Origin of the sequence: Streptomyces canarius (genome assembly GCF_014650735.1) — a bacterium.
Taxonomy (GTDB): Bacteria; Actinomycetota; Actinomycetes; order Streptomycetales; family Streptomycetaceae; genus Streptomyces; species Streptomyces olivaceoviridis.
In genome coordinates, this window is sequence record NZ_BMVN01000001.1 from 480,819 (window position 1) to 502,985 (window position 22,167).

The window sequence follows — 22,167 nt, forward strand, 5'->3', positions numbered from 1 at the left end:
CGACGCCCGCAGGGGACGACCTTCTGGACCACTTGGGAAGAGGCAGCGATGACCGTGGCCGAGGAGACCGAGGTGACGCTCGCGGTCGGCCAGCAGAAGGAACTGCCGGTCGCGCCGGACCCCGCCGGGCGGCACCCCGACCCGGAGATGCACGCCATCCTGGAGATCGGGGTCAGGAGCCGGGGCCGCCCGGGACACCCCGGCGCGCCCGTGCCCGGCACCGGGCCCGCGCTCGCCGAGGTGCTGATCGTCGACACCTCCCGCTCGATGCTCCACCCCGCCGCCAAACTGCACGCGGCCAAGGACGCCACCGTCGCGGCGGTCCGGATGCTGCCCGACGGCACCGCGTTCGCCGTGCTCTCCGGACGGTTCGACGCCACCCTCGTCCACCCCGGAGCCGGCAGCGCGGTGCTCGCCGTCGCCGGCTCCGGCGAACGCGAGGCCGCCGAACGCGCCGTACGGATCCTGGACGCGGACGGCGGCACCGCCATCGGTACCTGGCTCGACCTCGCCCGGTGGCTGCTCAAGGACCACCCCGCCCCCGTGAAACACGTCCTGCTGCTCACCGACGGGCGCAACGAGCACGACCACCGGGCCGCCATGTCCCTGGAGACCGCCCTCGACGCCTGCGAGGGACGGTTCGTCTGCGACGCCTGGGGCATCGGCGACGACTGGGACGCCGACCTGCTGCTGCGCATCACCCGGCGGCTGCACGGCCGCGCCCGCGCCGTTCGTGCCGAGTCCGAACTGGCCGCCGCCTACGAGGAGTTGGTGGCCGGACTGCTCGGCACGGCGGTGCCCGAGCTGCGCATCCGGCTCACCCCCACCCCGGGCACGGTGATCCGTCAGGTCAAGCAGGTCGTCCCGAGCGAACAGGAGCTGCCGCCCGTCCCGGCCGGCTCCGGCGGGCGCGGCGCGGAGTACGTCACCCGCGCCTGGGGCGACGAGGTACGGCACTTCCAGGTCGTCCTGACCGCCGACCCGACCGGCCGCGAGACCGGCGAGGACCTCCAGCTCGCCGCCGTGGAGATCGCCGTACCCGACTTCGGCCGGCCGGTACGGCTGCCCGCGCCGCAGCCCGTCCTGGTGCGCTGGACCGACAACCCGCTGGACGCCTCCCGGCAGCATCCCGGGGTCCGCCGGCACGAGCTGTACCAGCAGGCGAGCGCCGCCGTCGCCGGTGCCTACCGGGCCTGGCTGCGCGGCACGGACGGCCGTGACACCGCGGACCGGGACCTCACCCGCGCGCTCGCGCTGGCCGCCGAACTGGGCGACACCCACCTGCTCGGCGCGCTCCGGCTGATCGAGGCCGCGCCGGGCACCGGCCGGGTCCGGACCGGGCTGAAGGACGTCGACTGGCAGCACCTGATCCTCTCCAGCGCCCTGACGACGCCACCGGAACAGCCGGCGGCGGGTTCGGCGGAGGGTCCGGCGGAGGGCGGTGCCGCCGCACGGAGCGCCGAGGGTGCCGGGACCCCACCGGGTTCCGGCACCCCACCGGGTTCCGGCACCCCACCGGGTTCCGGCACCCCACCGGGTTCCGGCGTGCCACAGGGGGCCGCCTCGCCGGGCTCCGCTGTGCCTCAGGAAGCCGTCCCGCCCGCTTCCGCCGGGCCGTCCCTCCCCGTCCGCCCCGACGGACTCGTCGAGTGTCCGGGCTGCGAGTGGCTCGGTCCGGCCGACTCCGTCTACTGCGGCGGCAGGTGCGGCCGGCCGCTGAGAGGGGCGCCCGCATGACCACCGGCAGCGGGACGACACCCGGCACCGGCCCCGCGACCGGCGCGCAGCCGGCGGCCCCGCCCAGCCCACGCCCCGCACGGGCCCGCCCCGCCGACCACCGTGCCCTCGGCAGGGCGCCGCGCCGCCTCGCCCGCCCGTGGGTCCGGCTCCCCGGTACCGGTCCGCGCCCGGCGGACGGCGGCAGCACGACCGCCCACGACCTGACCGTCCGTCACCGCCTGCTGCTGGCCCTGTCGGCCCTCCTCGCGCTGTCGCTGTTCGTGTCGTACCAGGGCGTGCACGGCGACGCGAACCCGTTGCGCACCTCCAGCGCCCCGGCCGTCCTGTCCCTGGACACCGCGCTGTACGCGCTCGGCCAGGCCGAACGGGACGCCGGCGCACCCGCCCCGACCAGCGACTTCCAGAAGCAGATCTCGGTCGCCGCGCAGAGCCTGTCGGCCGCCGCCGCGGACGACGACGTGGGCGGGCCGGCGGGCCGGCAGGCCCTCCAGACGATCGCCGGGCTGATCACGGTCTACGCGGTCAAGGTCCAGAAGTCCCAGCTCCAGCCGGACGGCAGCCTGTTGCGCGAGGCCTACCGCAGCTATGCCACCAGCATCCTGACGGAGAAGGGCACGGGCATACAGGACCGCCTGAAGGCGCTGCAACGGCAGCAGCGGGCGGCCGTGCACCGGCAGACCTCGTTCGGCCCGCTGCTGTGGCTCGCCTGGAGCGTCACCCTGCTGCTGGCCCTCGCCCTCTGGGCCGCGCTGCTGGAGACCCAGCTCTTCCTGCGCCGCCGCTTCCGGCGCCGGTACAACCGCCGGCTCCTGGCCGCCCTGGCGCTGTCGGCGGCCGGTGTCGCCATCGCCGTGCTGTTCACCGTATGGACCCAGCGGGGGATGGCGGACACCCGGCAGCTGCTCGACAGCCCGCTGCCCGGGCGGCTCATACCCGTCGCGGGGCGGGAAACCGCCTCGTACCTGGCGCACACCGGCTTCCGCGCGTCGGCGGCGGTGTGGATCCTGATAGGAGGCGTCCTGCTGATGGCACTGGCCGAGACGGGCCTGCGGCGGCACATCGACGACTACCGGTTCAGGCCCCGGTGAACGCGCACCCCGGCGGCTCCGCGACGGCCGCCCCCGGCACCCGGTCCCGCCCCTCCCGCCGCCCGGTCCGCATCGTCACGGTGGTCGCGAGCTGCCTGGCCCTGCTGGTGGCGGCCGTCGTGGTGGGCGTACGCGCCGTCGGGCAGGAGCCGACCGTCACCCTGCTGGCCAACTGGACCGGTGAGGACGAGGACACCTTCCGGAAGGCGGTCGTCGAGCCGTTCGAGCGGAAGTACCGCATCCATGTCGACTACCAGGGCAGCAACGCCGAGAGCCAGGTGCTCGGCGCCGACGTCGAGGCCGGGACGCCGCCCGACGTCGTGGTGCTCACCGGGCCCGGCGAACTCGCCGAGTACGCCCGGCAGAAGCACCTGCTTCCACTGGAAGACCTGGTGGACCGGGCGGACTTCGGCCCGTCCTGGGCCATGCCGCTGGCGGGCGGGCACGTGTACTGGTTCCCCCTGAAGGCCGACCTGAAGAGCATCGTCTGGTACCCGGCCGACGTCGGGGAGCAGGAGCGGCAGCAGGCGGCGCACCGGCCGGCCGCGTGGTGCGTCGGCATGGGCTCCGGTGCCACCAGCGGCTGGCCCGGCACCGACTGGATCGAGGACATCCTGCTGCAACGGTACGGTCCGGGCGTCTACGAGCAGTGGGCGCGCGGCGCACTGCCCTGGAGATCGAAGCAGGTCAGGACGGCCTGGACCACCTGGCGCGACCTGGTCGGCGCGGGAGGCGACCCGGACCTCGTCCGGCGGGCCCTGAAGACCCCGTACGAGGTGGCGTCACGACCGGTCACCGCGAGCCCGCGGGGCTGCACGCTGGAGCACCAGGCGTCGTTCATCCGGGGCCGCCAGCACGCCTGGAAGGACGTCGACGGCCGTTACGAGCCCTCCGCCCGGCTGCTCCTCGGCGCCCCCGCCAACCGCGCGTGGGAGGTCTCCGGGGACCTGGTCGCCCTGCTGCACGCCACCCCTGCGGCCAGGAAGCTGATCCGGTACCTGGCCTCCGCCGACGCCCAACGTGCCTGGAGCGCCCAGCAGTCCGGGTTCTCCGTCCACACCGGCGTCCCGCCCGCCGGCGGCACCGACCCGGACTGGCGCCGCTCCCTGGCGCTCACCCTCCGCGACCGGCGGGCCGTGCACTGCTTCGACGCCTCCGACGCGATGCCGCCCGCGGTACGGGACGCGTTCGCCGAGGCGGCGATCGAATTCCTCGCCCACCCCGGCCACTTGGACGACCTCCTGCACTCCCTGGACACCCTCAGCCACACCTCGGGCCTGACCTGGCTGCCGTCGGTGTGCGACCGCACGGCGTGAAGCCGTCGGTGTGCGCCCGTACGGCGTTAACGGCATTGACGGCGTCAACGGCCGACGCGCGGCGGAGGCGCCGTCAGGGCACGACCGCGCGTCACGCCCCGGCGGCGTACGGGCAGGCCGCCCTCGGCCCTCGGCCCGCGGCCGTGCCCCGTGAACCCGCCGGCGTGCGGGCCCGGTCAGCCCCGCGTCCAGGGGAACGTGAGCGCGCGGCCCTGGGCGCGGCCCGCCTCGGCGGCCGGGCGGCGGGTGGCCGGGTCGAGGGGGTTGTCGCCGATCGCCGCGGCGGACGCCTCGTCGGGCGCGACGACCACGACCTCGGCACCCCCCGCGCGCAGCTCCGCCACGGACCGCTCCAGCGGCCGGTCGCTGGGGAAGGGCTCGGCGGCACCCAGCGGCACCAGCACCAGCACCCGGTCGGCACCGGCGGCGAGGTCGGCGTTGGCGGCGGACCGCACCCCGCCGTCCACGTACCGGCGCCCGCCGATCGTCACCGGCGGCCACACGCCCGGCACGGCGCCGCTCGCGGCGACCGCGTCGACCAGCGGCACGCCCGAAGCCCGGTCGAAGACCCGCGGCTCACCGCTCTCCGCGTCCACCGCGACGATCTTCAAGGCGCGCTCCGGCCACCCGTGGGACGGCAGCCGGGACTCGATCACCGCGCGGCGCTCCGCCTCGGAGACCGTCCGCGCGTCCAGGGCCCTTTGCCCGACCGCGCGCCGCAACTCCGTCATGGACGCGGCCGATTCCATGGCCGCGCCGATCTCCGCCGCGAACTTCTCCAGGTCCATCTCGGCCATGATCTCGGCGGCCTGCCGGGCGGGATCCACCTGCCGGGCGTACAGCTCCTCCAGACCCAGCCCGCTGCCCACCTGCGCCGCCACGGTGGACCCGGCGGAGGTCCCCACGAGCAGACCGGCGCCGGTCACGTCCCGCCCGGCCTCGGCGAGCCCCGCCAGCACCCCGGTGGTCCAGGCGATCCCACCGACACCCCCGCCGCCCAGCACCAACGCCTCGCCCATGCCCGCCCCTCCCGCAGAATCCTTGATCTTCGGGGTACGACACCACAGGCGGCGGCGGAGGGACAACCGCCGGGCATCGCGGACAGGCGTTGTCCGCTAGGGGCGTTAGCGTGCGGCCATGACCCAGAGCAGCGGGAAGCACAGCGGTGTCCGGAGCGGTCCGGGAAGCGCGCCGGTCATGGACGTCCGTGCGCTGAACCGCGCCACCCTCGCCCGGCAGCTCCTGCTGAGCCGGTCCGCGCGGCCGGCCGGGGACGCGGTGAGCCATCTCCTCGGGCTCCAGGCGCAGAACACCAGGCCCCCGTACTACGCCCTCGCCGCCCGGCTGGAGGGCTTCGCGCCGGAGCGGCTGTCCGCGCTCATGGCCGGCCGGGACGTGGCCCGGATCGTCACGCTGCGCTCCACGATCCACACCCACACCGCCGGCGACTGCCTCGCCCTGCGGCCCTTCGTCCAGCCCGCCCGCGACCGCGAGCTGGGCACCTTCCGCACGGGGCTGACCGGCGTCGACCCGGACCGGCTCGCGGCCGTCGCCCGGGAACTGGTGGAGGCGAAGCCACGGACCATGGCCCAGTTGCGCGCGGCGCTCGGCGCCGAGTGGCCGGACGCCGACCCGCGGGCCCTCGCCGTCGCGGCCCGCTGCACGCTCCCGCTCGTCCAGGTGACCCCGCGCGGTCTGTGGGACGGGAGCGGCCAGGTCGCCCTCACCACCGCCGAGCACTGGCTGGGCCGTCCCGCCGAACCCGCCCCGGAGCCGGACGCCGTGGTCCTGCGTTATCTCGCCGCCTTCGGCCCCGCCTCCGTGCGGGACATGCAGACCTGGGCCGGACTCACCCGCCTGGGGCCCGCCTTCGAACGCCTGCGCCCCCGGCTGCTGACCTTCCGTGACCCGGACGGCGTCGAACTCTTCGACCTCCCCGACGCCCCGCGCCCCGACCCGGCCACCCCCGCACCGCCCCGCTTCCTGCCCGAGTTCGACAACCTGCTGCTCTCCCACGCCGACCGCACCCGTGTCGTGCCGCCCGCGCACCGCGGCCGGCACCGGCAGGGCAACCAGGCCCACCGCACGCTGCTGGTCGACGGTTTCCTGGCCGGTCTGTGGAAGCTCGACGGCGCCACCCTCGTCATCGAGACCTTCGCCGAGCCGGGCAGGGCGCGGCGGGAGGAGGTGACCGCGGAGGCGGAGCGGATGCTCGCGGTCATGCACCCCGGCACCGCGTACGACATCCGGTTCGGGGACGTCGTACGGCGGTGAGGGCGCCGGCCGATGCGACCGAAAGCGGTGGAGAGGGGGCGTTGCGGGCCGCTCGTGGTGGCCCGCAACGCCCCCCGGCCGTCACCCGAGGGATGCTCGGGAAGTCTTCCGGGTCACGAGTCGACCTGCGCGGTCACCAGGTCCGAGAAGGTGGTCAGCCGGGTGTAGACACCCGGGTAACCGGCCTCCGCGCACCCCTCGCCCCAGGAAGTGATCCCTGCCAGGGCGCCCCCGATGAGCAGGGGACCGCCGCTGTCGCCCTGGCAGGTGTCCACGCCGCCGGACGTGTATCCGGCGCACACCATGTCGGACTGGACGAAGTCCGAACCGTAGGAGGAGCGGCAGCTGGAGTCGGACACGACCGGGACGGTCGCGGTCCGCAGCTGGTTGGAGGAGCCGCCGTTCTCCGAGGTGGTCCCCCAGCCGAGGATGCGGGCGGTGGTGCCGGCCGCGTACACGCTCGTCTGGGAGGAGGAGACGTACTTCGCCGTGGTGTACGGCATCGACGTCGAGAGGGTCAGCACGGCCACGTCGTCGCCGTTGGTGGCGTCCGTGTAGTCCGGGTCGATCCAGATGCCGCTGACCCGGCTCACCGTGCCGTTGGTGCCGTTGAGGTAGGTCCGGCCGCCCACCACGCGGACGCTGCTCGTGGTCTCGCCGACCATGCAGTGCGCGGCCGTCACCACCTTCTTGGGCGCCACCAGGGTGCCGCCGCAGAACTGGTTCTGGGACGCGTCCGTGATCTGCATCATGAACGGGTACGCGGTCGTCGTGGTGGTCGTACCGCCGACGATGGGCTGAGGGGCGGCGCTCGCCGTGGGGGAGGCGAGCAGCGCGGACGCCGCCGCGGCGGCGGTGGCCACCACGGTCGCGGCGGTCTTTCTTGCACGTGTGAGCCCGAACATGAGTCTCCTCAGTGGGGTTGCACCGGTGGGGGATCGCGCGGGTCTGTGTGGGGGGTTTGCATGGGGCGGGGGCACCCCCGCTCGAGCGAAGCCGAGAGTGGGGGAGGGACCGACCCCATGTGCCCGGGCGAGCGGCACGCCCATTACGCTAGGACCCGGAACCCTCGGCTCCCAATGAGGGAACCCCCTAGGGGGTTGGGTGAGGGAAAACCCTCGGTCCGGTTCAGTTAACAAGAGCCCCGCTCAGGGCGCGCGGTGACCTGCCGCCAATCGGACGATGTCCACCCGCGAGCGGATCCCCAGCTTGCGGTAGACCCGCGTCAGGGTCGCCTCCACCGTCTTCACGCTGATGAACAGCCGGGCCGCGATCTCCCGGTTGGTGGCGCCCTCCATGACGAGCGCGGCGACCTGACGCTCCATCGCGGCCAGCGCGTGCAGCGCGGCCGGCGCCTGGGGCACGGCCGGCGCCGCTTCCGGTTCGGCGGTGGCCGGGGATTCGTCCACTTGGCGCAGCCAGGGCAGCGCCCGGCAGCGCCGGAACATCCGGGTGGCCTCGTCGAACACCGCCGGTCCGGGCCGCGGGCCGCCCCGCAGCCGGGCCAGCGCGAACGCGGCCCGTGCCTCCTCCAGGGCGTAGCCGAGCTTGCCGAGCCGGTCCTGAGCGGACGTCAGCTGGGCGAGCGCGGCCTCCAGGTCGCCCCGGGCGGCGCGCACCAGCGCCTCGGACCGGTCGAGCACGGCGAGGACGCTCTCCCGGCCGAGCCGCAGCGCGTGTTCCCGGCTGACGTCGATGACGTCCTGCGCCTCGGCCGCTTCACCGGTCCGGACGAGTGCCTCGGCGAGGTCGCCGTGCCAGCGGCCCCGGGCCGGGTCGGTGATGCCGAGGCCCAGCTCCAGGGTGCGCACCCGGCGCAGCGAGCGCACGGTGCCCGCCGGGTCCCCGGCGACCAGCTGGGCGTACCCGAGGGCGCCCAGCGCGCGGGACAGGTACATCTGGTCGCCGTCCTCCTCGGCGTGCTCCACCGCCTCCCGGGCGAGGGCCAGGGCGCGGTCCACGTCGCCGCCGGAGGCCTCGGCGAGCGAGGTGAGCATCGCCGAGGCGGTCTCGCCGATCCCGGAGTCCCGGGCGAGCCGCAGGCTGTCGCGGGCCAGTTCCAGGGCGCGTCCGCAGTGCCCGGCGCGCAGCTCGGTCTCGGCGAGGCCGCGCAGGAAGTGCACCTCGCTCTCCACCGAGCCGCGCCGGCGCACCTCGCGCAGCAGCGCGGTGACGGTGGTCCGGGCCTCGGCCAGCTGGTCGCCCATGACCAGCCAGCGGAACCGGGCGCTGCCCGCGCCGTTGTGATGCCACGCCACCCGGGGGTCCTGGGGCTCCTTCAGGGCCCGCTTGATGGTGCGGGGCGCTTCCGGATGGCCCATCAGGGTCTCGGTCTGCGCCTGGAAGGCGAGGGAGAGCAGCTCGGTGCGGCGGTCCTCGCCGCGGGCGGCCAGCTCGGCGGCGTGCGCGGCGGCCTCCCGGGCCTCGGTGAAGTCACCCTCCACGATGAGCGCCCGCCAGGCCAGCTGGTAGTGGACCAGCGCGAGCAGCCGGGGGTCGTCGCCGGCGTCGGCGAGGGCCTGCGGGAAGACGGCGTCGACCTCGGCCATGGTGTGGCCGGCGGTGTCGATGACGATCATCCAGGCCCGCACCCGGTCGGCGGGCACGGTCGCCCGGACGAGCACCTCCCGGGCGATGTCCCGGGCCAGGTCGACCTCGCCGGCGGTGATCGCGTCCTCGGCGGCCGTCAGCCGGCGCTCCTGCGGGCCGGGGGCGCCGTCGGCGGGGGTGTGCCGGGCGGCGAGCAGCCCCAGCTGGGCGGCGACCGAGGGCGCTCCGCGGTCCCGGGCGAGGGCGGCGGCCTCGGCGAGCCGGGCGGCGACCTCCGGGTCGGTGCCGGTGGTGGCCAGGGCCAGGTGCCGGGCCCGTTCGATCGGGTCGGAGGCGGCGGTGGACAGCGCCGCGTGCGCGGCCCGCCGTTCGTGGGCGGGCGCCTCCGCGTACAGCGCGGCGGATATCAGCGGGTGCGCGAACCGTACGGCCGGGGCATCCGGTTCGGTGGCCAGCAGCCCGAGTTCGGCGGCCTGGGCGCACTCGGCCTCGGCGTTCTCCCGGCCGGCCGCGTGCAGCAGGGCCGGCGTGGGGCGGGCGCCGGCGCTGGCCACCAGCAGGGTGCGGCGGGCCTCCACCGAGAGCATGTCCAGCCGGCTGAGCACCAGGGCGCGCAGCGAGGTCGGCACGGGCAGTGGCTCGCCCGGCCGGGGCGGGGTGGGGCTGTCGGCGAGGGCGCGGCCCAGCTCCAGGGCGAAGAGCGGGTTGCCGCCGCTGGTGCGGTGGATCTCGCGGACCGTGGAGCGGGACAGGCAGCCGTGGCCGCGGTGGTCGAGCAGTTCGGCGACCTGGGTGCGGGAGAGCGGGCCCAGCCGGACCGCGAGGGTGCCCGGCGGGCAGGCGCGCAGGTGGCGGTCGTACTCCTGGCTCTGCCGGCCCTCCGTGCGGACCGCGCACAGCAGTTGCACCGGGGTGCCCTCCAGGCGCCGGGCGGCGAAGCCGAGCAGTTCGGCGCTGGCCGGGTCCAGCCACTGGAGGTCGTCGGCGACGACCAGGACGGGGCCGTGGGCGGCGAGGGCGCGCAGCGCGGAGAGCACGGCCAGGCGCAGGGCGAGTCCGTCCCGCTGGAGGCTGGACTCGCCGCGGCCGGTGAGCGCCGACTCCAGGGCGGTGCGCTGGGCGGCGGGCAGCCGCGGGGAGACCTCGTCGAGGACCAGGCCGAGGAGGTCGGCGAGGGCGAGGAAGGGGAGGTGGGATTCGGACTCGGTCGCCGAGCAGCGCAAGACCGTGCGCGCGGTGGCGCCGTATTCCTCGGCCAATGCCCGCAGGACGGTGGATTTTCCTATTCCGGCGGGGCCGTGGAGCAGCACACTGCCCCCGGAGGCGAGTTGCCCACGGGCGCCGGCGAACAGCTCCTCGCGGCCGATGACCAGGTCGGGGCGGCACCTGGCAGGCTCCTGGAAGTCCCGTCGCACGGTCACCGCTCCCCTCGTGTGTCGTGTCCGGACCAAATTCTAGGCAACGATCCTTGAAATTCGGACGGAAGCCCTGGTGAGGGAAATAACAAACGGTCAAGCAGAGGGAAATTCAAAGTGGCACCGGATGAATGGTCAGGTTTCCTAACCGACAGGTTTCATGACCGTCAGGTTTCCCGGCCGGCTTCGGGCTACGGCAGCAGTCCCGCCCTGCGCGCCGCGGTCACCGCCTCCCCCCGTGTGTGCGCGCCCAGCTTCCGCATCGCCGAACGCAGATATCCCTTGACCGTCTCCGGGCCGATGCCCAGCCGCTCGGCCACCGCCGCGTTGGTGGCCCCCGCCGCCACCCAGGACAGCACGTCCACCTCGCGTGGCGCCAGGGCCACGCCCCCGGCTCGCGGCGGCGCGGTCAGCAGCCCGCACGCGGCCAGCAGTTCGGCCCGCAGTTCCGGGTCGGCGATCCGGGGGGCCAGCGCCCGCAGCGCGGCATGCGCCTCGCGCACCTGTTCCCACACGGCGTTCTCACCGGTGCAGGTCCGCTCGGGCCGGGCCGCCGCCAGCAGCTCCCGTGCCTCGTCCCGCACCACCAGCGTCTGCTCCACGTCCCGCGCCACCGCCACCGCCGCGCCCAGCGCGCGGTCACCGAGCGGCCGGGCCGAGCGCAGCGCGCCGTACAGCACCCCGCGCACCCGGCGCCGCACCACCACCGGCACGGCGAGCACCGCGTGGATGCCCTCGGCGGCCACCGGCACGTCGTACTCGTGGCTGATCTGCCGTGAGCTGGAGTAGTCGGTCACCGCGCACGGCCGGGCCAGCGCCACCGCCTTGCCGCCGAGCCCGCTGCCGGAGGTCACCGCGAGCGAGCGCAGCGCGGCCGTGGTCGTGCCGCTCAGCTCGCTGATCCGGATCTGCGGCCGGCCGGACTCCACCAGGCCACCGAAGGCCACCGGGAGCCCCGTCGCCCGCCGCAGCCGTGCCAGCGCGCCACCGATCTCCACCGCCCCCACCGCGTCTGCCGTCACCCGTTCGCCCTTTCGGCCGCGCACCCCCCCGTTCGGGGGTAGTGAGACCCGCATCACGGATTAGACGATGCCAGAGAGCCGCCCGGCAATGGTCCGGAGCATAGGAGGAGAACCGATGACGACGGCGACGGAGATGTTCCGCAGGGCACGGGACTTCCTGCTGGAACACCGAGAGGACTACGCCACCGCCTACGAGGGCTTCCGCTGGCCCCGGCCCGAGCACTTCAACTGGGCGCTGGACTGGTTCGACGAGATCGCCGACGGCAACGACCGCACCGCGCTGCACATCGTCGAGGAGGACGGCACCGAGACCCGGCTCTCCTTCGCGGAGCTGTCCGAACGGTCCGACCGGGTGGCCCGGTGGCTGCGCGAGCGCGGGGTCGCCGCCGAGGACCGCGTCCTCGTCATGCTCGGCAACCAGGCCGAGCTGTGGGAGACCGCGCTGGCCGCGATGAAGCTGCGCGCGGTCGTCATCCCGGCCACCCCGCTGCTCGGCCCGGCCGACCTCGCCGACCGGGTGGAGCGGGGGCGGGTGAAGCACGTCGTCGTCCGGGCGGAGGACACCGCCAAGTTCGCCGACGTGCCCGGCGCCTACACCCGGATCTCCGTCGGCGGCCTGCCGCAGGAGGGCTGGGAGCCGTACGAGGACGCCTACGCGGTCCCCGCCGACTTCGTCCCGGACGGCCCGACGCTGGCCGACGACCCGCTGATGCTCTACTTCACCTCCGGGACGACCGCCCGCCCCAAGCTGGTCGAGCACACCCACACCTCGTACCCGGTCGGGCACCTGGCCACCATGTACTGGATCGGCCTCAAGCCCGGTGACGTCCACCTGAACATCTCCTCGCCCGGCTGGGCCAAGCACGCCTGGTCCAACCTCTTCGCGCCGTGGAACGCGGAGGCGACCGTCTTCGTCTTCAACTACACCCGCTTCGACGCGGCCCGGCTGATGGCCGAGATGGACCGGGCCGGCGTGACCACGTTCTGCGCGCCGCCGACCGTGTGGCGGATGCTCATCCAGGCCGACCTCGGGCAGCTGCGCACCCCGCCCCGCGAGATCGTGGCCGCCGGCGAGCCGCTCAACCCCGAGGTCATCGAGCAGGTCCGGCGCGCCTGGGGGGTGGCCGTCCGGGACGGCTTCGGGCAGACCGAGACGGCCGTGCAGGTCTCCAACAGCCCCGGCCAGCAGCTGAAGACCGGCTCCATGGGCCGTCCCAGCCCCGGCTTCCGGGTGGAACTCCTGGACCCGGTCTCCGGCGCGCCCGGCGCGACCGAGGGCGAGATCGCGCTCGACCTCGCCGCGCGCCCGGTCGGCCTGATGACCGGCTACCACGGTGACCCCGACCGCACGGCGGAGGCCATGGCGGGCGGCTACTACCGCACCGGGGACATCGCCACCAGGGACGAGGAGGGGTATCTCACCTACATCGGGCGCAGCGACGACGTCTTCAAGGCCTCCGACTACAAGGTGAGTCCGTTCGAGCTGGAGAGCGCCCTGCTGGAGCACGAGGCGGTGGCCGAGGCGGCCGTCGTCCCCGCCCCGGACGAGCTGCGGCTCGCGGTGCCCAAGGCGTACGTCGTCCTCGCCGAGGGCTGGCAGCCCGGCCCGGACACGGCCAAGGTCATCTTCGAGCACTCCCGTGACGTGCTCGCGCCGTACAAGCGCATCCGCCGGCTGGAGTTCGGCGCGCTGCCCAAGACCGTCTCCGGCAAGATCCGCCGGATCGAGCTGCGCGAGGCCACGGCGGCCGGCTCGGAGAGCGAGTACCGCGAGGAGGACTTCCGGTGACCGCGCGGTTGTCGTACACGCACGGAACGAGTCCCACCGTCCTGCTCGGCGACACCATCGGCGCCAACCTGGACCGGGCCGTGGCGGCCTGGCCGGACCGCGAGGCCCTGGTGGACGTGCCGTCCGGGCGGCGCTGGACGTACGCCGAGTTCGGCGCGGCCGTCGAGGAGCTGGCCCGCGCCCTGGCGGCCGGCGGGATCACCAAGGGCGACCGGGTGGGCATCTGGGCGGTCAACTGCCCGGAGTGGGTGCTGGTGCAGTACGCCACCGCCCGCATCGGCGCCATCATGGTCAACATCAACCCGGCCTACCGCACCCACGAGGCCGAGTACGTCCTCAGACAGTCGGGCGTCTCGCTGCTGGTGGCCTCCCTCAGCCACCGGACGAGCGACTACCGGGCGATGGCCGAACAGGTGCGGGGCAACTGCCCCGAGCTGCGCGACATCGTGTACATCGGCGACCCGAGCTGGGACGAACTGCTGCGGCGGGCGACGCCCGAGGTGCCGTACGCGGAGCTGTCCTGCGACGACCCCATCAACATCCAGTACACCTCGGGCACGACCGGCTTCCCGAAGGGCGCCACCCTCTCCCACCACAACATCCTCAACAACGGGTACTTCGTGGGCGAGTCGATCGCCTACAGCGAGCAGGACCGCATCTGCATCCCGGTGCCCTTCTACCACTGCTTCGGCATGGTCATGGGCAACCTGGCGGCCACCTCGCACGGCGCCTGCATGGTCATACCGGCGCGGTCCTTCGACCCGGCGGCCACGCTGGAGGCGGTGCAGCGGGAGCGGTGCACGTCGCTGTACGGCGTCCCGACCATGTTCATCGCGGAGCTGAACCTCCCCGACTTCGCCTCCTACGACCTCTCCAGCCTGCGCACCGGCATCATGGCGGGCTCCCCGTGCCCGGTGGAGGTGATGAAGCGGGTGGTGGCCGAGATGCACATGGAGCAGGTCTCCATCTGCTACGGCATGACGGAGACGTCCCCGGTGTCGTTGCAGACACGGATCGAGGACGACCTGGAGCACCGCACCGCCACCGTCGGCCGGGTCCTGCCCCACCTGGAGGTCAAGGTCGTCGACCCGGCCACCGGGGTCACCCAACCGCGGGGCGCGGCAGGAGAGCTGTGCACGCGCGGCTACAGCGTGATGCTCGGCTACTGGAACGAGCCGGAGAAGACGGCCGAGGCCATCGACGCGGGCCGCTGGATGCACACCGGGGACCTGGCGGTGATGCGCGAGGACGGGTACGTCGAGATCGTCGGCCGGATCAAGGACATGATCATCCGGGGCGGCGAGAACATCTACCCGCGCGAGATCGAGGAGTTCCTGTACGCCCACCCGAAGATCCGGGACGTCCAGGTCGTCGGGGTGCCGCACGAGCGGTACGGCGAGGAGGTCCTCGCCTGTGTCATCCCGATCGACCCCGCCGACCCCCTCACCCTGGAGGAACTGCGGGACTTCTGCGCGGGGCGGCTCGCGCACTACAAGGTCCCCAGCAGGCTCCAGCTCCTCGACACCTTCCCGATGACGGTGTCCGGGAAGGTCCGCAAGGTGGAGCTGCGGGACACGTACGCGGTGTGATCCCGGAGTGAAACGGCCGGGAGCGAGCAGGCGGTGAACGTTCCACGGCGGTCCCCGGGCGAGCGCACGGTCGGCGGCGCGCTCGGCCCGGGGAGCGTCGGGCGGGAGCTCCCGGCGCCGCCCCGCGAACCCCTCGCCACGCGTCCGGTGCGGGCCGGCGAGCGTCGCCGGCGCTCTCACCAGGCCCTCTTCTCACGGCGCTCGTCCGCGCCGGGCGAAGAGGGGAGGTCAGGCCAGTTCGTCCCGGGCCCTCGTTCCCCGCTCCGGGGCGCCCGTGGTGTGCAGGGTGTCGGCGGGGTCGTTCACCGGCTGCGGGACGCCCGCGAGGTCGAGCACGAACAGCGGGACGACGAGGGCGTCCGCGCCGGACCGGGCGGCGTCGGTGTAGCCGGCGAGGGAGAAGTACACGCACGCGGCGGACTCGGTCATCGCCGTCAGCCACAGGCACTCCACGTCCCTCGGCCCGGCCGGCCGCACGGTCGGGTCCACCTGGGCGAGCAGCCCGTGGGCCGCGAGCCCGATGCCGTTCGGCGGCCGTTGGTCCGCCCGGCGGATGTCCCGGTAGCCGAGCCAGCGGAGGTAGAGCACGGCGGTGGTGACGGCGTCCCGGGCGGTACGGATGGTGCGGGGCTGGAAGGGGGGACGGTGCGTGCCGACCGGTTCCGGCGGGCCGGCGGGTCCCTGTGGGCCCGACGGGGCCTGGGGGCCGGCCGGTTCCGGCGTCCCCGGTGATCCCCATGCGCCGGCCGGTCCCCGTGCCCCCGCCGTCGGCTCCGCCGCCCGCGCCCCCGTCACCGGGATGCGCAGGACCGTGCCGCACGGGCAGCCCAGTTCCGGGTGGGGCCAGTGGCCCAGGCGCCCGCAGGCGGCGCACGGCAGCGTGAGCCACTCGTCGTTCCAGGCGCGGTGCGCCGCCACGGCCGGTTCGGCCGCCGGATCCAGCCGGGGCGCGGTCGGTGCCCCGCACGCACAGGGATACGCCGGCGCGGTGTAGACGTGTGCGCGCCGGCAGGCCGGGCAACGCACCGGAACGCTCTCGGGCATGGCCCACTCCAAGGCGTCGCGTCGGGACGGCGCTCCCATGGTGCTCCTCTCCGGCCGCTCCTGTCCGGCGCTTGCCGGTGTCCGGAGCACTCTTGACGGCCTTGCCCCACCCCCTTACATTGCTTCCAGATAGTAGAAGTCAGTTTCCGTTATGCGGAAGATGTGGGTGCTCACCGCGGGGCGCGACGGGAGTACGCATCCGACAGCCGAAGCAGGAGTACTCGATGGCTCGTATGACCGCTGCCCGCGCGGCAGTTGAGATCCTCAAGCGCGAGGGCGTCACCGACGCCTTCGGTGTGCCGGGCGCGGCGATCAACCCGTTCTACAAGGCCCTCCAGGAGGGCGGCGGCATCAACCACACCCTCGCCCGCCACGTCGAGGGCGCCTCGCACATGGCCGAGGGCTACACCCGGACCGCGCCGGGCAACATCGGTGTCTGCATCGGCACCTCCGGACCGGCCGGCACCGACATGATCACCGGCCTGTACTCGGCCATCGGCGACTCGATCCCGATCCTGTGCATCACGGGCCAGGCGCCCACCCACGTGATCCACAAGGAGGACTTCCAGGCCGTCGACATCGCCTCGATTGCCAAGCCGGTGACGAAGATGGCGGTGACCGTCCTGGAGGCCGCGCAGGTCCCCGGCGTCTTCCAGCAGGCGTTCCACCTGATGCGCTCCGGCCGCCCCGGCCCGGTCCTGATCGACCTGCCGATCGACGTCCAGCTCACCGAGATCGAGTTCGACCCGGAGACGTACGAGCCGCTGCCCGTCTACAAGCCGGCCGCGACCCTGGCCCAGATCGAGAAGGCCATCGCCTTTCTCCTGGAGTCGGAGCGTCCCGTCATCATCGCCGGCGGTGGCGTCATCGGCGCCGACGCCGCCGACCTGCTGGTGGAGTTCGCCGAGCTGACCCGGACCCCGGTCATCCCGACCCTCATGGGCTGGGGCGCGCTGCCCGACGACCACGAGCTGAACGCGGGCATGGTCGGGGTGCAGACCTCGCACCGCTACGGCAACGCCACCTTCCTGGCCTCCGACTTCGTCCTCGGCATCGGCAACCGCTGGGCCAACCGCCACACCGGCTACAAGCTCGACGTGTACCGCGGTGACCGCACGTTCGTCCACGTCGACATCGAGCCCACCCAGATCGGCAAGATCTTCCCGCCGGACTACGGGGTCGTCTCCGACGCCAGGGCCGCGCTGGAGCTGTTCGTCGAGGTGGCGGAGGAGCTGAAGGCCGGGGGCAGGCTCCCCGACCGCTCCGACTGGGTCGCCGCCACCCAGGAGCGCAAGGCCACGCTGCTGCGCCGTACCCACTTCGACAACGTGCCGATGAAGCCGCAGCGCGTGTACGAGGAGATGAACAAGGCATTCGGCCCGGACACCCGGTACGTCACCACGATCGGCCTCTCCCAGATCGCCGGCGCGCAGATGCTGCACGTCTACCGGCCGCGCCACTGGATCAACTGCGGCCAGGCCGGCCCGCTCGGCTGGACCATCCCGGCCGCGATCGGCGTCGCCAAGGCCGCCCCGGACTCCCCGGTCGTCGCGCTCTCCGGGGACTACGACTTCCAGTTCCTGATCGAGGAGCTGGCGGTCGCCGCGCAGCACAGGATCCCGTACGTCCACGTGCTGGTGAACAACGCCTACCTGGGCCTGATCCGGCAGGCGCAGCTCGGCCTGGACATCAACTTCCAGGTGAACCTGGAGTTCGAGAACGTCAACACGCCCGAGATCGGGGTCTACGGCGTCGACCACGTCAAGGTGGCCGAGGGGCTGGGCTGCAAGGCGATCCGGGTCACCGAGCCGGACGAGCTGGGCGCCGCCTTCGAGCAGGCGAAGAAGCTGGCCGCCGAGTACCGGGTGCCGGTCGTCGTCGAGGCGATCCTGGAGCGGATCACCAACATCTCCATGAGCCGCACCATGGACATCAGCGACATCAGCGAGTTCGAGGACCTGGCCACCGAGCCCGGCCACGCGCCGACGTCCATCAAGCCGCTGAAGGTCTGACCGACCGCGCGCACCGCGGGGGCGGCCCGTCATCCGGACGGGCCGCCCCCGCGTCGTACGCGCACCCGCCCGGCCCTCAGTCGAACCCGCCGCCTCCGCCGAACCCGCCCCCGTAGTCGTGGCCCCCGTAGTCGTGCCCGCCGTGGCCGTGACCCCCGTACCCACCGCCGTCCCCGCCGTCGTACGCGCCCTCGTCCCCCACGACGTACCGGAAGGCGGTGCCCCGGCCGAACGGGAAGCGGCCCTCGTCCGCGAGCGCGCCCCGGCCGGTGAGCCCCGCTTCGCGGGCGAAACGCGGGGCGAGAGCGGTCAGGGCCCGCTCGCCGTACAGCGCGACGGCGAGCAGCACCTCGTCCTCCGCCAGTCCGTCCGGCCCCTCGGGGAGCGGACGGCGCTCGCGGAGATCCGCCAGCAGACGGCGGGCGGCACGGGTGCGGCCGGGCGGCAGCACCCGCAGCAGCCCCTCCGCCGCCAGCTCGGCGCGCATCCGGGCGAGGGCCCGCCGCACCACCGCTCGGGCGGGCAGCTCCCGGGGACCGGCGGGCCGGTAGAGGGCGGTACGCACGGCCTTCTCCAGCGGATGCCGGAGGGGCTCGGTGCCGCCGGTCGCCGTCTTGCGCAGCGTGCCCGGCCGGCCCGCCTCGACCGCCCCGCGCAGATGCATCCCGAGCACGGCGACGGTGAGAGCGGCGCGGTCGCCCCCGCGCAACAGCGCCACCGCGCGAGGGTCCGGCGGATTCGACGTCGTACGGCTCATCAGACACCCCCGTACGGGGCCCGTCGCCCCCGTGCCGACGGGCCCCGTGTGCCGTTAATGTGCCCTGGCACCGGGGTGGTTGAAGCCTCCGCCGAGGTCTTCAGAGGTTGATTTGAGGGTTGCGCACCCGGTCTACGACCGCTGCCGTACGCGCCGCCGTCACCACGCGTGCTCCGACAGCCCCGGCCAGTCGTCCGGGCCGCCGCCCTGCCATTCGATCAGGTCGCTCTGCTCCACCTCGATCGGGTCCAGATCGGCCAGCCGCAGGATCTCCACGACGTCGTCGAGATGCGAGGCGATCCCCAGCGTCACGTCCCCCTCGGTCACCCGCCGGGAACCGTCCAGGGCCGGGGGGTGGACCACGATGTGCGGGTAGTGGGTCGGATTGGCCATGCCTTCAGCCTGCGGCGCGGGAAGCGGATCTGCACGCCGGGACGGCGACTGTCAGTGGCGGCATCCACACTGCCGTCCATGAGCGTGCGAAGTGACATGGTGCTGGAGCGGCAGCTCGGGCAGGTGCGTGGGGTGGCCGCCGGCGAGGCCGTGCGGTCGGCGGTGGACGCGGTCTTCACCTACATGGGCAGCGGCAGCCGCGGCAGACGCAGACAGGGCAGGGAACTCGTCAGGCTCATGGAGGCCGCCCGGGCAACGGCGGCGGAGGCGGGGGAGTGGCACGTCGTCCGGCTCTTGCAGGACTCGCTGGACTACGCGGAGGGCCGCATCCTGCAACAGGACTTCCAGGAGCGGTACCGGATCTTCCAGGACGGGGTACGCAGGGAACAGTCCCGTGACTTCGCGGCGAGCAGCCTGCGGGCGATGCACCAGTGGATGGTCGCCGCGGGCGAGGCCTACCTGAGGGATCATCCCGGTGCGAGCGCCGAGGAGACGCTGGACCATTTCCGGGCCCAGGGGGAGGACGCCGCGTTCCTGCGGGCCCCCGACGAACACCCGGGGCGCTATGTGATCCCCCGCGGGGCGGCCGAGATCTCGCTGTGGCTGGAGCGGCTGATGAGGAGTGACCGGATCGACGTCGCGGACCCGGCGGAGTCGGCCCGCGGGATCGTCGGCTCTCCGCAGGCCATCTCCCTGCTCGCCGCCGACCGTGCGGGACAGCTCGTCCTGCGGGCCGCCGAGCTGCGGCGTCGCGCCGAGCGGCTGAAGGCGCTGCGGGCTGTCGTGGAGGACCGTGCGGCTACCGAGGCGGATCTCCAGCGCGCCCTCGAAGGCAACCACTGGATCTTCGGTGGCCGGTTCGTCGGCGAGGCCGCGCGGCGCCGGCTGGTGCCCGGGGACGAGGTGGACATCCCGCTCGTACGTGGTGACGGGGCGCTGTACATCGTCGAGCTCAAGCGGGCCATGAGCCTCAAGCCCCCGCTGGTCAAACGCCAGCGCAACGCCTGGGTGCCGGCGGCGCAGGTCCACGAGGCCGTCGGTCAGGCCGTCAACTACCTGGTCGGACTGGATGAGCACCGCACCCGCATCCGTGACGAGTTCGGCATCGAGACCCGGCGAGCCGGCGCGCTGGTGCTCGTCGGTCATCCCGGTCTGCACCCCGACGTACCGGAACGCGAGGTCAACGAGGCCTTGCGGACCTTCAACTCGCACGTCACCCGGGTCGAGGTGCTCACCTACAAAGAACTGCTGGACAACGCCGAACGCTCCCTCGCCGGGGGACGTGACCCCGGTGCCGGGAGCGCTTGGTAGCCGTCCGACGGCGCGAGGCTGGGCGCGACAGGTCGTTCGCGCCGCCGGACGGGGTGGGTGGGCCCCTCGCGAGGGGCCGGGTGGGACCACGGTGGATGCGACGGAACCGGGTGCCCTTCCCTCTGGTCGAGAAGGGGACGCGGGCCCTTCACCACCGCACTGGCTCGCAGGCCACCGCGGTCCTCGCCCTGCCCGCGCGCTCCGCCCGGCGGCCACCCCTCATCCGGGCCGTCCGGCGTGCCGCGCGGGCCGCGTGCGGACATCATGACCTTCCGTCAGATGCCGTACGCAGCTTGCGGGTTCCCGGTGCTCAGTCCTCGCGCAGGGCGTGGACCGCCTCCTCCACGCGCTTGCCGTACTCGGGGTCGGCGGCGTGGAAGTGGGCCAGGTTCTTCTCGATCACATCGTCGCGGGAGACCTGCGAGAGGCCGCCGGCGATGTTCGCGACCAGGCGGGACCTCTCCTCCGGCGACATCAGGCGGTACAGCTCGCCCGCCTGGAAGAAGTCGTCGTCCTTGGTGTGCAGGGGCGCCTCGTGGGTGCCCGTGTGGCCCGAGACCGCCAGGGGGGCCGAGAGGGGGCGGCCGGTCTCGACCGGGCCGTCGTAGGAGTTCGGCTCGTAGTTCTTGGCGTGGCGGCCCTGCGCGTTGAGCGCCATGAAGCCGTCCCGGCCGTAGTTCCGCGCGCCGCCGGGGACCGCCTTCGGGGTGTTCACGGGGAGCAGGGTGTGGTTGACGCCGAGGCGGTAGCGGTGGGCGTCGGCGTAGGCGAACAGGCGGCCCTGGAGCATCTTGTCCGGGGACGGGCCGATGCCGGGCACGAAGTTGTTCGGGGCGAACGCGGCCTGCTCCACCTCGGCGAACACGTTGTCCGGGTTGCGGTCGAGGACCAGGCGGCCCACCCGCTGGAGCGGGTAGTCCTTGTGCGGCCACACCTTGGTGAGGTCGAACGGGTTGAAGCGGTAGTCCGCCGCCTCGGCCGCCGGCATGATCTGCACGTACAGCGTCCAGGACGGGTGCACGCCCCGCTCGATCGCCTGGAGCAGGTCGGTCTGGTGGGAGGCGGGGTCCTTGCCGGCCAGTTCCTGCGCCTGCTCGGCGGACAGGCAGCGGATGCCCTGGTTCGTCTTGAAGTGGTACTTGACGAAGAAGGCCTCGCCCTCGGCGCTCGTCCACTGGTAGGTGTGCGAGCCGTAGCCGTTCATGTGCCGGTACGACGCCGGGATGCCGCGGTCGCCCATCAGCCAGGTGACCTGGTGCGTCGCCTCGGGGGAGTGTGCCCAGAAGTCCCAGACGTTGTCCGGCTCCTGCCTGCCCGTGAACGGGTCCCGCTTCTGCGAGTGGATGAAGTCGGGGAACTTGACCGGGTCCTTGACGAAGAAGACGGGGGTGTTGTTGCCGACGAGGTCGTAGTTGCCCTCCTCGGTGTAGAACTTCACCGCGAAACCGCGCGGGTCGCGGACGGCGTCCGCGCCGCCGAGCGAGTCGGCCACGGTCGAGAAGCGCACGAACACCTCGGTGCGCTTGCCGATCTCGCCGAGGAAGGCGGCGTGGGTGTAGCCGGTGACGTCGTCCGTCACCTCGAAGTGGCCGTACGCGCCGGAGCCACGGGCGTGCACCACACGCTCCGGGATCCGCTCGCGGTTGAAGCGCGCGAGCTTCTCCAGGAGGTGCTGGTCCTGGATCAGGAGCGGGCCGCCGATGCCGGCGGAGGCGGAGTTCTGGTTGTCGGCGACCGGGGCGCCGGACTCGGTGGTGAGCACGCGCTGCGACATCGTGGACCTTCCGTGCGGGTGTCAGCGGAAACCTGTTTCCGCTTCGTGGAGCCTAGGAGTGGGCGATCTGAGCGTCAACAGTTTGTTGAACTG

The 22,167-nt window shown here is 73.5% G+C and carries 16 protein-coding genes; 8 read left to right on the top strand and 8 right to left on the bottom strand.

Going from position 1 to position 22,167, the window contains the following annotated elements:
- Positions 1-48: 48 nt before the first annotated feature.
- From IE294_RS01985 to IE294_RS01995, 3 genes are read left to right on the top strand one after another with little or no spacing between them, the layout of a single operon-like run.
- Positions 49-1,737 (top strand): vWA domain-containing protein, encoded by a 1,689-nt coding sequence (locus tag IE294_RS01985; protein WP_189881589.1) that lies wholly within the window; start codon positions 49-51, stop codon positions 1,735-1,737.
- On the top strand, positions 1,734-2,828 hold the full coding sequence (locus IE294_RS01990) for a GlnX family signal transduction membrane protein (RefSeq protein ID WP_189881592.1): 1,095 nt from the start codon (positions 1,734-1,736) through the stop codon (positions 2,826-2,828). The genes IE294_RS01985 and IE294_RS01990 overlap by 4 nt, the downstream gene beginning before the upstream one ends.
- Positions 2,825-4,144, top strand: a complete 1,320-nt coding sequence (locus tag IE294_RS01995; RefSeq protein WP_189881603.1) for an ABC transporter substrate-binding protein — start codon at positions 2,825-2,827, stop codon at positions 4,142-4,144. The genes IE294_RS01990 and IE294_RS01995 overlap by 4 nt, the downstream gene beginning before the upstream one ends.
- A gap of 176 nt (positions 4,145-4,320) precedes the next feature.
- On the opposite strand, the gene IE294_RS02000 is transcribed toward IE294_RS01995, so the two are convergent.
- Complete coding sequence (locus IE294_RS02000; RefSeq protein ID WP_189881605.1) at positions 4,321-5,163, bottom strand: patatin-like phospholipase family protein; 843 nt, start codon at positions 5,161-5,163, stop codon at positions 4,321-4,323.
- 118 nt (positions 5,164-5,281) lie between these two features.
- Between IE294_RS02000 and IE294_RS02005 the strand changes: the two genes are divergently transcribed.
- On the top strand, positions 5,282-6,418 hold the full coding sequence (locus IE294_RS02005) for a winged helix DNA-binding domain-containing protein (RefSeq protein ID WP_189881607.1): 1,137 nt from the start codon (positions 5,282-5,284) through the stop codon (positions 6,416-6,418).
- Positions 6,419-6,531: 113 nt separating this feature from the next.
- On the opposite strand, the gene IE294_RS02010 is transcribed toward IE294_RS02005, so the two are convergent.
- The 3 genes from IE294_RS02010 to IE294_RS02020 form a co-directional block, all read right to left on the bottom strand.
- The gene (locus tag IE294_RS02010; RefSeq protein ID WP_189881609.1) at positions 6,532-7,323 is read right to left on the bottom strand and encodes a S1 family peptidase; all 792 of its coding nucleotides are present in this window, start codon (positions 7,321-7,323) and stop codon (positions 6,532-6,534) included.
- Positions 7,324-7,566: 243 nt separating this feature from the next.
- The gene (locus tag IE294_RS02015) at positions 7,567-10,389 is read right to left on the bottom strand and encodes an ATP-binding protein (protein ID WP_189881611.1); all 2,823 of its coding nucleotides are present in this window, start codon (positions 10,387-10,389) and stop codon (positions 7,567-7,569) included.
- A 185-nt stretch (positions 10,390-10,574) separates the two neighbouring features.
- Positions 10,575-11,405, bottom strand: coding sequence for a helix-turn-helix transcriptional regulator (locus IE294_RS02020; protein WP_189881613.1), 831 nt, complete (start codon positions 11,403-11,405; stop codon positions 10,575-10,577).
- Between the two features lie 115 nt (positions 11,406-11,520).
- Here IE294_RS02020 and IE294_RS02025 point away from each other — a divergent pair, with 115 nt between their 5' ends.
- Both IE294_RS02025 and IE294_RS02030 read left to right on the top strand, forming a co-directional pair.
- Entirely contained in the window at positions 11,521-13,194 is a 1,674-nt protein-coding gene (locus IE294_RS02025) for an AMP-binding protein (protein WP_189881615.1), read from the top strand.
- A complete protein-coding gene (locus tag IE294_RS02030) occupies positions 13,191-14,783 on the top strand; it encodes an AMP-binding protein (protein ID WP_189881617.1) in 1,593 nt (530 codons plus the stop codon). The genes IE294_RS02025 and IE294_RS02030 overlap by 4 nt, the downstream gene beginning before the upstream one ends.
- A gap of 228 nt (positions 14,784-15,011) precedes the next feature.
- Here IE294_RS02030 and IE294_RS02035 read toward each other — a convergent pair whose 3' ends face one another.
- On the bottom strand, positions 15,012-15,827 hold the full coding sequence (locus IE294_RS02035; RefSeq protein WP_229916987.1) for a collagen-like protein: 816 nt from the start codon (positions 15,825-15,827) through the stop codon (positions 15,012-15,014).
- 224 nt (positions 15,828-16,051) lie between these two features.
- Here IE294_RS02035 and gcl point away from each other — a divergent pair, with 224 nt between their 5' ends.
- Complete coding sequence (gene gcl / locus IE294_RS02040) at positions 16,052-17,839, top strand: glyoxylate carboligase (RefSeq protein ID WP_189881618.1); 1,788 nt, start codon at positions 16,052-16,054, stop codon at positions 17,837-17,839.
- 76 nt (positions 17,840-17,915) lie between these two features.
- On the opposite strand, the gene IE294_RS02045 is transcribed toward gcl, so the two are convergent.
- Together IE294_RS02045 and IE294_RS02050 are read right to left on the bottom strand one after the other, a co-directional pair.
- Positions 17,916-18,557: a DUF2207 domain-containing protein gene (locus IE294_RS02045; RefSeq protein WP_229916988.1), complete on the bottom strand. Its 642-nt coding sequence runs from the start codon at positions 18,555-18,557 to the stop codon at positions 17,916-17,918.
- Positions 18,558-18,755: 198 nt separating this feature from the next.
- Positions 18,756-18,989 carry a hypothetical protein gene (locus tag IE294_RS02050; RefSeq protein WP_189881622.1) on the bottom strand — a complete coding sequence of 78 codons (234 nt, stop codon included), beginning with the start codon at positions 18,987-18,989 and terminating at the stop codon, positions 18,756-18,758.
- Positions 18,990-19,067: 78 nt separating this feature from the next.
- Here IE294_RS02050 and IE294_RS02055 point away from each other — a divergent pair, with 78 nt between their 5' ends.
- The gene (locus tag IE294_RS02055) at positions 19,068-20,300 is read left to right on the top strand and encodes a Shedu anti-phage system protein SduA domain-containing protein (RefSeq protein ID WP_229916989.1); all 1,233 of its coding nucleotides are present in this window, start codon (positions 19,068-19,070) and stop codon (positions 20,298-20,300) included.
- 310 nt (positions 20,301-20,610) lie between these two features.
- Here the strand turns inward: IE294_RS02055 and IE294_RS02060 are convergent, their stop codons facing one another.
- Positions 20,611-22,074, bottom strand: a complete 1,464-nt coding sequence (locus tag IE294_RS02060; RefSeq protein WP_189881624.1) for a catalase — start codon at positions 22,072-22,074, stop codon at positions 20,611-20,613.
- Positions 22,075-22,167: the final 93 nt, after the last annotated feature.